Source organism: Micromonospora sp. WMMD754, assembly GCF_049315235.1.
Classification (GTDB): domain Bacteria; phylum Actinomycetota; class Actinomycetes; order Mycobacteriales; family Micromonosporaceae; genus Micromonospora; species Micromonospora sediminicola.
The window spans coordinates 5,905,075-5,917,711 of the sequence record NZ_CP186058.1 but is presented as its reverse complement, the minus strand read 5'-3'; the positions used below and the strand labels follow the sequence as shown (position 1 = coordinate 5,917,711).

Here is a 12,637-nt window from a genome sequence, read left to right as displayed (position 1 = left end):
CTGGTTCCTCTGCTTCCGGTCGGGTGCGGCGAACCTCCCGCACCACGCTGGCCGCCGGTGCTCGAAGGCGGGTCGAACCGGGGTCGGACGCTCCGCCACCAGCGATCCTCGGTCCGCGTTCGAGCGCGCCGGGGTCGGATGGCCCGTGACCCGGTGCCGTGCCTGGAGGGTGGGAGCGATGACGCAGACGGTCGAGCGGACGCTGGAGGAGCCCCGCTGGGTGCTCTGCCCCGGCTGCGCCACCCCGGTGTACGGCCGGCGCTGGCAGCGCAACCTGCACGTCTGCCCCGAGTGCGGGCGGTACACGCCGCTGAGCGCGCGCCGGCGGCTGGCGCTGCTGGTCGACGACGGCCACTACGAGCCGCTCGACCTGGACGCCCGCAGCGAGGACCCGTTGGGCTTCGTGGACACCGTGCCGTACCCGGCCCGGCTGGCCGAGGCGCGGGCCCGCACCGGCCTGCACGAGGCGGTGCTCTGCGCGCGGGGTCGCGTCGGCGGCGCCCCCGCGGTGCTGGCGGTGATGGACTTCCGGTTCCTCGGCGGGAGCCTGGGCAGCGCCGTGGGGGAGCTGATCACGCTGGCCGCCGAGGTCGCGCTGGCCGAGCGGACGCCGCTGGTGATCGTCTCCGCCTCCGGTGGCGCCCGGATGCAGGAGGGCGTGCTGTCGCTGATGCAGATGGCCAAGACGGCCGCCGCGCTGGGCCAGCTCGACGAGGCCGGCGTGCTCACCGTCTCGCTGGTCACCGACCCCACCTACGGCGGGGTGGCCGCCTCCTTCGCGACGCTCTGCGACGTGATCCTGGCCGAGCCCGGCGCGCGGCTGGGCTTCGCCGGCCGCCGGGTCATCGAGCAGACCATCCGGGAGAAGCTGCCGCCGGAGTTCCAGACCGCCGAGTTCCTGCGGGAGCGCGGCGTGGTGGACCGGATCGTGCCGCGCGCGCGGCAGCGTACCGAGATCGGGCGGCTGCTGCGGGCGGCGGCGGACGCCGGCACGCCGGAGCCGGCCCCCGCCCCGGACGCCGCCGCGACGGTGCGCGACCCCCACCGGCTGCCCGAGGCGGACGCGTGGGAGCAGGTCCGCCGGGCCCGCGACCTGAGCCGGCCGACCACGCTCGACTACCTGGCCACCGCGTTCACCGACTTCCTGGAGCTGCACGGCGACCGGATCAGCGGCGACTGCCCGTCGGTCGTCGGCGGCCTCGCCCGGCTGGCCGGGCGGCCGGTGGTGGTGATCGGCCAGCAGAAGGGCCACACCGCCGCCGAGCTGGCGCGCCGCAACTTCGGCATGCCGATGCCGTCGGGCTACCGCAAGGCGGCCCGGCTGATGCGGCTGGCCGAGAAGCTGCGGCTGCCGGTGGTGACGCTCGTGGACACGCCCGGCGCGTTCCCCGGCGCGGACGCCGAGGAGCGCGGGCAGGCCGTCGCGATCGCCGAGAACCTGCGGCTGATGTCCTCGCTCACCGTCGCGGTCGTCACCGTCGTCATCGGCGAGGGCGGCAGCGGCGGCGCGCTCGGCCTGGCGGTGGCCAACCGGGTGCTGGCGTTCGGTTCGGCGGTCTACTCGGTGATCTCGGCCGAGGGGTGCGCGGCGATCCTCTGGAAGGATCCGGCCGCCGCGCCCCGGGCCGCCGCCGCGCTCCGGGTGACCGCCCGGGACCTGCTGCGCCTCGGCGTGGTCGACGGTGTCCTGGTCGAACCCGACGGCGGCACCGGCGCCGACCCGTCGGCCGCCGCCGACGCGCTGCGCCGGGCCGTGGCGGAGGCGCTGCGCGAACTCGACGGCCTCACGCCGGCGCAGCTGCGCGCCGACCGGCGGGGCCGGTTCCGCCAGTACGGCTCCGCGCTGACCGTGGAGTCGGAGCTGCGGTCGATGACCGGCCCGCGCCGCTGACCGTCCGGATCGCCGCCGACCGACCCGACCCGGGCCCGTCGGCACCGTCGCCGCCCGACCGGGCGGCGTGGAGCGCACGAGGGAGAGCCGTGTTCCGTACCGTCCTGATCGCCAACCGGGGCGAGATCGCCCTCCGGGTCGCCCGCGCCTGCCGGGAGCTGGGCATCCGCACGGTCGCCGTGCACTCCACCGCGGACCGGGACTCGGCCGTGGTCCGGTTCGCCGACGAGGCGGTGCACATCGGACCACCGCCGCCCCGGCAGAGCTACCTGTGCGCCTCGGCCGTGCTGGAGGCGGCCCGGCGCTGCGGGGCGGAGGCCGTCCACCCCGGGTACGGCTTCCTCTCCGAGGACCCGGACTTCGCCGAGGCCTGCGCGGCCGAGGGGATCGTGCTGGTCGGTCCGCCGCCGGAGGTGATGGCGAAGCTCGGTGACAAGGGCTCGGCCCGGGCGATCATGAAGGCGGCGGGCCTGCCGCTGCTCCCGGGCAGCCTCGACCCGCTCGGCCCGGAGGAGGCGCACGCGCTGGCCGACCGGATCGGCTACCCGGTGATCGTCAAGGCGGTGGCCGGCGGCGGCGGGCGGGGCATGCAGGTGGTGACCCGTTCGGCCGACTTCCCCGAGGTGCACCGGCGGACCAGCGCCACCGCGCAGATGCTCTTCGGTGACGGCCGGGTCTACGTCGAGCGCTACCTGCGCTCCGCCCGGCACGTCGAGATCCAGGTCCTCTGCGACGCGTACGGCAACGCGATCCACCTCGGCGAGCGGGACTGCAGCGTGCAGCGCCGGCACCAGAAGCTGGTCGAGGAGACGCCGTCGCCGGGCCTGCCGGCGGGGCTGGCCGAGCGGATGGGCGCGGCGGCGGTGGCCGGCGCGCGGGCGGTCGGCTACGTGGGGGCGGGCACCTTCGAGTTCCTCGTCGACCCCGACGGCGGGTTTCACTTCATGGAGGTCAACTGCCGCATCCAGGTGGAACACCCGGTGACCGAGATGGTCACCGGGGTGGACCTGGTGCAGCAGCAGTTGCGGGTGGCGGCGGGGGAGCGGCTCGGGTTGACCCAGGACGACATCCGTCCCCGCGGCGTGGCCGTCGAGTGCCGGCTCAACGCCGAGGACCCGGAGCGGGACTTCGCCCCCACCCCCGGGCTGATCGAGGAGTTCGTCGCCCCGTCCGGCCCGTTCGTGCGCGTCGACACGCACGCCCACAGCGGCTACCGGGTCCCACCGAACTACGACTCGCTGCTGGCGAAGCTGGTCGTGTGGGCGCCGGACCGGGACGCGGCCATCGCGCGGATGCTGCGGGCCCTCGACGAGACCCGGGTGACCGGGCACCGGATCGCCACCACCCGGGACTTCCTGCGTCGGGTGGTCGACCATCCGCTGTTCCGGGCCGCCGAGCACGACACCGCCCTGGTGGACCGGCTCCTCGGCGCCGAGGCGGTGGCGGCGGACCGGTGACCGACGGTCCCGGGGCGACGGCGCGTCGCCCCGGGGTCCGGCCCGGTTCAGGCCAGCCGGTCGTGGTCCACCGTGCGGGAGCGGACGAGCAGGTTGCCCTCGCCGTCGCGCACCAGCACATCGCGCACCACGCAGCTCGGCGCGATCGTCACGTTCCGCTCGGGCCGGGTGGTGACCACCAGGGCGTAGTAGGTCGCCTGGACCGACCCGTCCTCCCGCGGCTCCAGCCAGAGCTGGTTGAACCAGTGCCGCCGGATCACCGGGTCCTCGGCGAAGCGCTGGTGGAACCGGTTCAGCTCGGCGACGATGCCGTCCCGGCCGAGGGCCGGCGGCTGCTGCGGGGTGTGGGTGAACTCGCCGTCCTCGGTGAACGTCGCCGCGTACGCCGGGAAGTCGCCGCCGTCGAGCAGCTGCATCTGGCGGGCGTGGAAGTGCTGGACCTCGACGTACAGGTCGGTGAGGCTCTGCGTACCGATCATCGTGCTCCTCGTCCCATCGAGAGGGGGCGGCGGCGGGTCGCCGCCGTGGCCCGGCCGACCACGGCCCCACGGTGCCCGGCCCGGCTCGAACCGTCCTCGAGAACGCGGCCAGCGGCCGGGCGTTCCAGGCCGGTTCGACGCCGGCTCGAGGCCGCCGCGCGAAGGTCGGACGGTCATCCGCCGAACCGAGTGGCCCGTGGAGGGACCGTGGAGAGAACCCAGCCGGTCGCAGTCGTGACCGGGGCGACCAGTGGCATCGGGCTGTCCGTCACCCGGCGGTTGGCCCGGGACGGGCACCGCGTCTTCATCTGCTCACGTCACGAGGGGGAGCTGGCCGCGACGGTCAAGAGCCTCGTCGAGGAGGGATTCGACGCCGACGGCGAGGTGTGCGACGTGTCGGTGCCGGCCGACGTGCGCCGGTTCGTGGCCGCCGCGGTGGCCCGGTACGGCCCGCTGGACGTCCTGGTGAACAACGCCGGGCGCAGCGGCGGCGGCGCGACGGCCGAGATCGACGACGAGCTGTGGCTGGACGTGATCAACACCAACCTGAACAGCGTCTTCCTGATGACCAAGGCGGCGCTGACCACCGGCGGCATGCTGGCGCGGGGACGGGGGCGCGTGATCAACATCGCGTCGACCGGGGGCAAGCAGGGCGTGGTGCACGCCGCGCCGTACTCGGCCTCCAAGCACGGCGTGGTCGGCTTCACCAAGGCGCTCGGGCTGGAGCTGGCGCGCACCGGCGTCACGGTGAACGCGGTCTGCCCCGGGTTCGTGGAGACGCCGATGGCGCAGCGCGTGCGCGCGCACTACGCCGACATCTGGGGGGTCTCCGAGGAGGAGACGTTCGACCGGATCACCACCCGGGTGCCCATCGGCCGCTACGTCCGGCCCGACGAGGTCGCCGCGATGGTCGCGTACCTGGTGCACGACGACGCGGCGGCGGTGACCGCGCAGGCGCTGAACGTCTGCGGCGGTCTGGGCAACTACTGAGCGACGGACCGGAAGAGGTTGGCATGAGCCCAGAGAACGACGACGGCACCGACCGGGAGCCGGACCTGACCGCCGCCCTGGACGCCGTCCGGCGCAGCACCCTGCGACTGCTCGCCGACCTGCCCCGGCCGCCGACGGCGCTGCGGATCCGGGCCGGTGCGCTGACCCTGGAGGCGGAGTGGGCGACGGTCGGCGCGCCGGTGGCGGTGGCGATGGCGCCGGCCGCCGACCCGGTGGGCGTGGCGGCGCCGGTCCCCGCGGCCGACGACGAGCCCGCCCGGCACCTGGTGCGCGCGCCGACCGTGGGGGTCTTCTACCGGGCGCCGGAGCCGGGGGCGAAGCCGTTCGTCACCGAGGGGGACATCGTCCAACCGGGCCAGCAGGTGGGCATCGTCGAGGCGATGAAGCTGATGATCCCGGTGCACGCCGACGCGCACGGCACCGTCACCGAGGTGTTGCGCGCCGACGGCGCCCCGGTGGAGTACGACGAGCCGCTGATCGCCCTGTCCCCACTGGACGGGTGAGCGGCCGCCGCGCCCGCACGGCGCCGGCCCGGACCGTGTCCGGGCCGGCGCCGCCGTCACGGCCGGCTGGGCGTGGCGGCCCGGGCGAGCAGGGCCCGGTAGTCGTCCACCGACAACGCGCCGGCGGCCCGCTCCCGTCGGTCGACCACCACGGTCGGCACACCGGTGACCCCGGGCGCGCCGGCCTCGGCGCGGACCTGCGCCGCGTACCGGTCGCCGTCGAGCACCCGCCGGGTCTCCGCCGGGTCCAGGCCGACCTCGGTGGCGAGGCCGACCAGCACGTCGTGGTCGGCCACGTTGACGTTCTCGGTCAGGTGGGCCCGGAACAGCCGCTCGGTCATCTCGTCGCGCGACCCGGCGGCGTCGGCCAGGTGGCACAGCCGGTGGGCGTCGAAGGAGCTGACCGGGCGGGTGGTGGCGAGGTCCAGCTCCAGCCCCTCCTGCGCACCGAGGGTGCGGATCCAGCCGAAGATCTTGGTCACCTCCGCCTCCGTGCGGCCGCGCCAGCGCACCATCACCTCGCCCAGCGTGAGGTCGGGGGTACGCCGGTGGCCCGGCCGCAGTTCGAAGGCCCGCCAGGTGATCCGGGTGTCCGGGTCGCCGTGGTCGGCCAACGCGCGTGCCAACCTCCGCTTCCCGATCCAGCACCAGGGGCACATGATGTCGGCCCAGACCTCCACCAGCACGGCGTTCCTCCTCTCCTCGCCCGGCCGCTCAGGCGGCCCGGCCGGTGCGGCGCAGCCCCGGGATGAGGACGGCGGCCAGCGCGGTGTGCACGAGCGCGACCGCCACCCGGTCGGCCAGCCGGAAGCCCGGCAGGTAGGGCAGGCTGAGCAGGAACACGACCAGGGCGACGCCGGTCCACACCGCCCGGGCCCGGGCCGGGGCGGTGAAGCGTTCCAGCACGGCCAGCAGTGCCCAGCCGGCCAGGCAGGCCAGCGCGGCGGCGAAGGTGACCGCGCTGAGGGTCAGCGGTTCGGTCTCGGACGAGGCGGGCCGCTGCGGTACGCGGATCTCGCCGGCCACGGCGTCGGCGACGGCGAACACCACGACCGCGGCGACCACCGCCGCCACGACGACCACGGCCCGGGTGGCCCGGCGCCCCAGGGCGGGGCGGGCCTCTCCGATGGCGCTGCTCATGCTCTGCTCCCTCTGCTTGTGGGTGGCCGGGCCGGTGTCTCAGCCCGGCTCGGGGGTTCCGCCGGCCGGGCTGTCCGGGACCTCCCAGGACAGGTCCAGCGCGGCGATGTACCTCATGTGCTCGGCCTGGAACCGCCGGCCGGCGTCGATGAAGCCCTCGATGAGTGCGAGTTCCTCGGTGGAGTACTTCTCGAAGTTGCGCAGCGACCACGCCACCACCGGCCCGTAGAGCTGCTGGCTGACGTGGTCGGCCAGCGGGGTGAGCCGGACCAGCACCCGACGCCGGTCGGCCGGGTCCTTGACCCGCTCGACCAGCCCGCGCTCGGCGAGCCGGTCGACGACGGTGGTCAGCGCGTTGGGGCTGATGCCGCAGGCCTGGGCCAGGACGCTGGCCGGCATCGGCCCCTCGCTCAGGGCGTCGAGGCACCGCCCGTCGGTGCGGTTGATGCCGATCTTGTGGAAGGCGGCGTCGTCCAGCAGATCGGTCTGCAGGCGGGACGCCCGCCAGGTCCGCATCAACGCGTAGACCACCTCGTCCCGCGTTCTCCTTGACATGGTCACTCCGAACCCCGAATACTTCGGACTTAGAAGGTATCGACTTTCGAACTTTTTCGCTACTGCCTCCCGGTGGGCGTTCAGCACCCGCCGGGGCGCTCCGACGAACGGGACGACATGACCGACAACGTGGCCCTCGCGCCCGCGTCGACGGTGGCCGGCGGAGCCTACCGGTGGCGCTGGGCCGCCTTCGCCGTCGTACTGCTGGCCTCGATCATGGACCTGCTCGACACCCTGGTCACCAACATCGCGGCGCCGTCCATCCGGGCGGAGCTGGGCGGCGGGCCGGCGCTGATCCAGTGGCTCGGCGCCGGCTACACCCTGGCCCTCGCCGCCGGCCTGATCACCGGTGGCCGGCTCGGCGACCTCTACGGCCGCAAGCGGGTCTTCCTGGTCGGCGCGGCCGGGTTCACCGTGGCCTCGCTGCTCTGCGCGGTCGCGACGTCCCCCGGCACGCTGGTCGGCGCGCGGGTGGTGCAGGGCCTGTTCGGCGCCGTGATGCTGCCCCAGGGCCTGGGCGTGATCCGGGCGATGTTCCCGGCGCAGGAGCTGGGCAAGGCGTTCGGGGTGTTCGGCCCGGCGATGGGGCTGGCCTCGGTGGCCGGCCCGGTGCTCGCCGGCGCCCTGGTGAGCGCCGACGTCTGGGGCACCGGCTGGCGGATGATCTTCCTGATCAACCTGCCGCTGGGGCTGTTCGCCGTGGTCGCCGGCGCCCGCTTCCTGCCCGGCGGCCAGACCAGCGGCGCGCGGCGGCTGGACGTGCCCGGCGCGCTGCTCGCCGCCGTGGCCGCGCTGCTGCTGGTCTACCCGGTGGTGCAGGGGCGGGAACTGGGCTGGCCGGCCTGGGCGTTCGCCATGATCGCGCTGTCCCTGGTGCTCTTCGTGGTGTTCGCCCGGATCGAGACGCGGGTGCACCGCCGTGGCGGCGACCCGCTGATCGTGCCGACCCTGTTCCGCAACCGGGCCTTCACCGGCGGCCTCGCCACCGGGTTGGCCATCTTCACCTCGATGGTCGGGTTCGGCCTGGTGCTCGCCGTGTTCCTCCAGGTCGGGCTCGGCTACTCGCCGCTCAGGGCGGGCCTGACCGTGCTGCCGCAGGCGCTCGGCAGCATGGTCGGCTTCGCGTTCGCCGGCGCCGGGCTCTCCGCCCGGCTGGGTCGACGCTCACTGCAACTCGGCATCCTGCTGATGCTGGTCGGCCTCGCCGCGGTGGCGCTGGTGCTGCGGACCGACGGCGCCGGCGTCTCGCCCTGGCACCTCGCCGGACCGCTGCTGGTCTACGGGTCCGGCCTGGGCCTGTTCCTGTCCCCGTTCTTCGACATCGTGCTCGCCGGCGTGCGCCCGCAGGAATACGGCTCCGCCTCCGGCACGATGACCGCGATCCAGCAGTTCGGCGGCGCGCTCGGCGCCGCGGTGCTCGGCACGGTCTTCTTCGGCGTGCTCGTCGGGCAGGTCTCCGGCGCGGCCGACACCGGCGCGGCCGACCTGCGGGCCCGGCTCGGCGCGGTCGGCGTGACCGCGTCCGACCAGGACCGGCTGGTGGCCGACGTGCGCGCCTGCGGTCGGGCCGGCGCCCAGGCGAGCGACCCGGCCCGGGTGCCGGCCGCCTGCGCCCGCCTGGGCGAGAGCACCACGCGGGTCGCGGCGGCCAGCGCCGACCCGCGCGCGGTCGGCGAGGCGGTGGAGGCCGCCGCCCGCGACGCCGGCCGGGCCGGCTTCTCCGGCACGCTGGTCCGCACCATCGGGGTCTCCGCGGCGCTGCTGGTGGCGGCGTTCCTGCTGACCATGCTGCTGCCGCCGTTCGCCCGTCGCTGGCAGCCCGGCGGCGGGACCGGCGAGCGCGCCGCCGCCGCGCCCCCCGAACCGACGGCCGCGACCTGACCGGCCGCGCCGACGAGCCGACAACCTCCACACTAGACACCGGCGACCCGCGCCGGCGGAAGGATGACAATGGCCAAGATCGTGGTGTTCAACGAGTACGGCGGGCCCGAGGTGCTGCACCTCGTCGACGCGCCCGACCCGGAGGCCGGCGCCGGCCAGGTGCGGATCCGGGTCAAGGCGGCCGGGGTCCAGCCGTTCGACTGTGCCACGCGGCGGGGTGACTTCGCCGCGTACAACCCGCTGACCTTTCCGGTGCGGCTCGGCAACGAGGTGGCCGGCATCGTCGACCAGGTCGGCGACGGCGTGACCGGGTTCGCCGACGGCGACGAGGTCATCGCCTACCTCGACATGCAGGGCTACGCCGACACCGTGGTGGTCCCGGCCGAGCAGGTGGGCCACAAGCCGGCGAAGATGCCGTGGGCCGAGGCGGGCGTGCTGACCGCGTCCGGGCAGACCGCGTACACCGCCCTGGACGAGCTGCGCGTCGGCGCGCAGGACACGCTGCTGGTCCACGCCGCCGCCGGCGGGGTCGGCTCGTTCGCGGTCCAGCTGGCCAAGGCGCGCGGCGCCCAGGTCGTCGGCACCGCCAGCGAGCGCAACCACGACTACCTGCGGTCGCTCGGCGCGGTCCCGGTGACCTACGGCCCGGGCCTGGCCGACCGGGTGCGGGCGGCCGTGCCGCAGGGGATCACCTGCGCCCTCGACGCGATCGGCGGCGAGGCGTTGGACGTCTCGCTGGAGCTGCTGGGCAGCACCGAGCGGATCGTCACCATCGCCGACTGGGCCCGGTCCGCGCAGCTCGGCATCCGGCGCATCGGCACCGAACGCTCGGCGCAGAAGCTCGACGACCTCACCCGGCTCTGGTCCGAGGGCAAGCTCGTGGTGGAGGTGGCCGAGACCGTGCCGCTGAGCCGGGCGGCGGAGGCGCACCGCCTGGTCGAGACCGGCCACGTGCGCGGCAAGGTGGCACTCGTCGTCGACTGAGCGACGCGCGAACGGCCCCCGGACGCCGAGGCGTCCGGGGGCCGTGCCGGCCGGTCCGGCTCAGCCCACCGGCTGCCGGCGCGTGGCGGCCACCGCGTCGCGGACCCGCTGCCAGCCGGCCACCGAGCGGGCCACCGACCGCGCCCGGATCACCCGGTGCACGTCGGGCAGGTCCACGCCGATGTCGGTGAGCCGGTCCAGCGCCTGCCGGGCCTCCTCGTACGTGCCGTGCACCGTGTCGCCGCGCGGCTCGCCGTACTCGACGACGGCCCGCCAGGTGGCCGGGGAGAGCACGGTGGCCGCGCCGGAGACGACCAGCTCGTCGACGTAGCGGGTCTCCAGGTAGTAGGGGTCGCGGACCTGGGTGGCGGTCCACACCAGCCGGGGCTTCGGCGCGCCCGAGGCGGTCAGCCGGCCCCAGGCCGGCGCGCGCAGCGCGTTCTCGTAGGCCGCGTAGGTCATCCGCGCGGTGGCCAGGGCGGCCGTGCCGCGCAGCCGGGCCGAGTCGTCGGTGCCGATCGCCCACAGCCGCTTGTCGACCTCGGTGTCCACGTCGGCCACCGGCACCGACACCAGCGCCGGCGGGAAGCCCTCGGCCGCGTCCAGCCCCTCGCGGACGGTGTCCAGCGCCGCGCGCATCAGCTCCGGCGCGGAGACCAGCGCCACCTCGACGCCGATCCCGCCGGCCAGCAGCTCCCGGGCCGCCTCGGCGGCGAACACCCGGACCACCACGTTCGGCCGGTCGGCCAGGTCGACGACCCGGCGGGCCTCGGCCACCGCGCCGTCGACGTCGTCGGCCAGCCGCGGGTCGACCTCCACGCTGACCAGGCCGTCGCGTCCGCCGGCGGCGTGGTACGCGGGCAGCAACGCGTCGGCGGCCCGGCGCGCCACCGCGGTGGTGATCCGCCGCACCGCGTCGTCCCCGTCGTCGCCCTCGGTGGCCGCCGGGTCGGCGAGCGCGGCCCGGACCGCGTCGGCGCCGAGGACCAGCCCGGTTCCGGCCGGCGGGTCGGCGGCGACCGCCGCCGGATCGTCCCGCCACACGCTCAGGCCCGCGTCCACGAGCCGGCGGAGGTTGTCCGTCACGATCTGTCTCCTTCTGGCGTCGGCACGCCGTGGCACGGCGTGTCAGGGGATGGCCGGTGGACGGTCAGCCGGCGGTGGTGGCCGGGGTGACGGTGCGCCGCACCATCGCCAGGTGGTTCGGGTCCAGGCCCCAGGTGAACAGCCGCCGGGGGTGGATGCGGATCAGCTCGGGGCTGAGGAACTCCAGCTCCGGCGGGACCGGCTGGTCGACCAGCGCCTCGGCGAGCCCGCGGATCTCGATGCCCCGCACCCGCCACGGGCGGCGGGAGACCACGTCGTCGATGACGAACGACGCCTTGCCGTTGGCCGCGACGTTGCGGAACTTCTGCGTGGTGGCCATCGCCCGGCCGCCGATGTCGATGCAGTCCAGCTCGGCGTTGTACCAGTAGACGACCGGGTTGTTCTGGAGCGTGCCGTTGGGCTGCGCGGTGGCCAGCCGGCCGAGCCGCTGCGACCTCAGGTACTCCAGCTCGTCCTCGGTGAAGATCACGTCATCCTGCCCCTCGTCGGCGTCCGGCCCGCGCCGCGCGCGGCCCGCCGGGTGTGCGGCACACCCGGCGGCCCGATCGTCGGGGCCCCGGCTCGCCCCGGACTGGAGGCCGGGTCGAGGGCGACTCGAACCGGTGGCCTCGACCGGCTCTCGACGCCGGCTCTATCCCCGCCGGTGAGCCTTCGTCGGCAGGACGCGGACGGCCGGACGCCGCCCGCCGTGGCCGCGAGGGCGAGGAGGTGGCCGTGACAGCACGGGCAGACCGGTGGGTGCTGGTGTTCGGGGCGACCGGGAAGCAGGGCGGCGGAACCGCGCGGCACCTGCTGCGGCGGGGCTGGGCGGTGCGCGCCTTCGTCCGGGACCCGGGGCGCCCGGCGGCGCGGGACCTGGCGGCGCGGGGCGCCACCCTGGTCGTCGGCGACCTCGACGACGCCGCGTCGGTGCGCGCCGCGATGACCGGGGCGTACGGCGTGTTCAGCGTGCAGACCCCGCTCGGGCCGGGCGGCGTGCCGGCCGAGGAACGGCACGGCCTGACCGTGGCCGACGTCGCCGGCGAGGTGGGCGTGGCGCACTACGTGCACAGCTCGGTGGGGGGCGCGGAGCGCCCCGAGGGGGTGTTCTGGCGGGAGGCGAAGCTGCGCATCGAGGACCGCATCCGCAAGCACGACCTGCCGGCCACGTTCCTGCGCCCCACCTACTTCATGGACAACTTCGCGCAGTACCCGCCGCTGCGGGAGGGCGACGAGCTGGTCTACCGGCGGGGCCTGGCGCCGGACACCCCGTTGCAGATGATCGCCTCCGGTGACATCGGCTTCTTCGCCGCTGCGGCCTTCGACGATCCGGCGACCGTCGGCGCCCGGATCGAACTCGCCGGGGACGAGCTGACCGGCGAGCAGATCGCCGCCACGTTCGCCCGGCACACCGGCCTGCCCACCCGCTACGAGCCGGTGCCGATGGAGGAGCTGCGCCGGCAGAGCGAGTGGCAGGCCACCGCCTACGGCTGGCTGAACCGGATCGGCTACCACGCCGACATCCCGGCCCTGCGCCGGCAGAACCCCGAGCTGCTCACCCTCGCCGGCTGGCTGTCGCGTACCGGCTGGGCGCCGAGCAGCACCCACAGCGCCCCGCCGGCGGCCGGTGTGCCGCGCAACGGCTGACCC

Annotated in this window: 13 protein-coding genes; 7 read left to right on the top strand and 6 right to left on the bottom strand. The window is 75.4% G+C overall.

The window, feature by feature from the left end:
* Positions 1-178 precede the first annotated feature (178 nt).
* Both accA and ACN27B_RS27830 read left to right on the top strand, forming a co-directional pair.
* Positions 179-1,891, top strand: a complete 1,713-nt coding sequence (accA, locus tag ACN27B_RS27835) for an acetyl-CoA carboxylase carboxyl transferase subunit alpha (protein ID WP_422742070.1) — start codon at positions 179-181, stop codon at positions 1,889-1,891.
* Between the two features lie 89 nt (positions 1,892-1,980).
* Entirely contained in the window at positions 1,981-3,348 is a 1,368-nt protein-coding gene (locus ACN27B_RS27830) for an acetyl-CoA carboxylase biotin carboxylase subunit (protein ID WP_099160568.1), read from the top strand.
* Positions 3,349-3,395: 47 nt separating this feature from the next.
* Here ACN27B_RS27830 and ACN27B_RS27825 read toward each other — a convergent pair whose 3' ends face one another.
* Positions 3,396-3,827 (bottom strand): nuclear transport factor 2 family protein, encoded by a 432-nt coding sequence (locus tag ACN27B_RS27825; protein WP_091573955.1) that lies wholly within the window; start codon positions 3,825-3,827, stop codon positions 3,396-3,398.
* Between the two features lie 207 nt (positions 3,828-4,034).
* Here ACN27B_RS27825 and ACN27B_RS27820 point away from each other — a divergent pair, with 207 nt between their 5' ends.
* Together ACN27B_RS27820 and ACN27B_RS27815 are read left to right on the top strand one after the other, a co-directional pair.
* On the top strand, positions 4,035-4,817 hold the full coding sequence (locus tag ACN27B_RS27820; protein ID WP_099160569.1) for an SDR family NAD(P)-dependent oxidoreductase: 783 nt from the start codon (positions 4,035-4,037) through the stop codon (positions 4,815-4,817).
* A 23-nt stretch (positions 4,818-4,840) separates the two neighbouring features.
* Entirely contained in the window at positions 4,841-5,341 is a 501-nt protein-coding gene (locus ACN27B_RS27815; RefSeq protein ID WP_099160570.1) for an acetyl-CoA carboxylase biotin carboxyl carrier protein, read from the top strand.
* Positions 5,342-5,397: 56 nt separating this feature from the next.
* On the opposite strand, the gene ACN27B_RS27810 is transcribed toward ACN27B_RS27815, so the two are convergent.
* Genes ACN27B_RS27810 through ACN27B_RS27800 form a run of 3 tightly spaced genes read right to left on the bottom strand, consistent with a single transcriptional unit; the run spans position 5,398 to position 7,036 of the window.
* The gene (locus ACN27B_RS27810; protein ID WP_422742066.1) at positions 5,398-6,027 is read right to left on the bottom strand and encodes a DsbA family oxidoreductase; all 630 of its coding nucleotides are present in this window, start codon (positions 6,025-6,027) and stop codon (positions 5,398-5,400) included.
* A gap of 28 nt (positions 6,028-6,055) precedes the next feature.
* Positions 6,056-6,481, bottom strand: a complete 426-nt coding sequence (locus ACN27B_RS27805) for a DUF6069 family protein (RefSeq protein WP_281592763.1) — start codon at positions 6,479-6,481, stop codon at positions 6,056-6,058.
* Between the two features lie 39 nt (positions 6,482-6,520).
* A complete protein-coding gene (locus tag ACN27B_RS27800) occupies positions 6,521-7,036 on the bottom strand; it encodes a MarR family winged helix-turn-helix transcriptional regulator (RefSeq protein WP_141561870.1) in 516 nt (171 codons plus the stop codon).
* Positions 7,037-7,153: 117 nt separating this feature from the next.
* Here ACN27B_RS27800 and ACN27B_RS27795 point away from each other — a divergent pair, with 117 nt between their 5' ends.
* Together ACN27B_RS27795 and ACN27B_RS27790 are read left to right on the top strand one after the other, a co-directional pair.
* Positions 7,154-8,917, top strand: coding sequence for an MFS transporter (locus tag ACN27B_RS27795; RefSeq protein WP_099160573.1), 1,764 nt, complete (start codon positions 7,154-7,156; stop codon positions 8,915-8,917).
* A 69-nt stretch (positions 8,918-8,986) separates the two neighbouring features.
* Positions 8,987-9,901, top strand: a complete 915-nt coding sequence (locus ACN27B_RS27790) for an NADP-dependent oxidoreductase (RefSeq protein WP_355518754.1) — start codon at positions 8,987-8,989, stop codon at positions 9,899-9,901.
* A gap of 60 nt (positions 9,902-9,961) precedes the next feature.
* Here ACN27B_RS27790 and ACN27B_RS27785 read toward each other — a convergent pair whose 3' ends face one another.
* Complete coding sequence (locus ACN27B_RS27785) at positions 9,962-10,987, bottom strand: transaldolase family protein (protein ID WP_157779042.1); 1,026 nt, start codon at positions 10,985-10,987, stop codon at positions 9,962-9,964.
* Between the two features lie 64 nt (positions 10,988-11,051).
* Positions 11,052-11,477: a PPOX class F420-dependent oxidoreductase gene (locus tag ACN27B_RS27780; RefSeq protein WP_091573963.1), complete on the bottom strand. Its 426-nt coding sequence runs from the start codon at positions 11,475-11,477 to the stop codon at positions 11,052-11,054.
* 245 nt (positions 11,478-11,722) lie between these two features.
* On the opposite strand from ACN27B_RS27780, the gene ACN27B_RS27775 reads away from it, so the two are divergent.
* Positions 11,723-12,634: an NmrA/HSCARG family protein gene (locus tag ACN27B_RS27775; RefSeq protein WP_253866341.1), complete on the top strand. Its 912-nt coding sequence runs from the start codon at positions 11,723-11,725 to the stop codon at positions 12,632-12,634.
* Positions 12,635-12,637 lie beyond the last annotated feature (3 nt).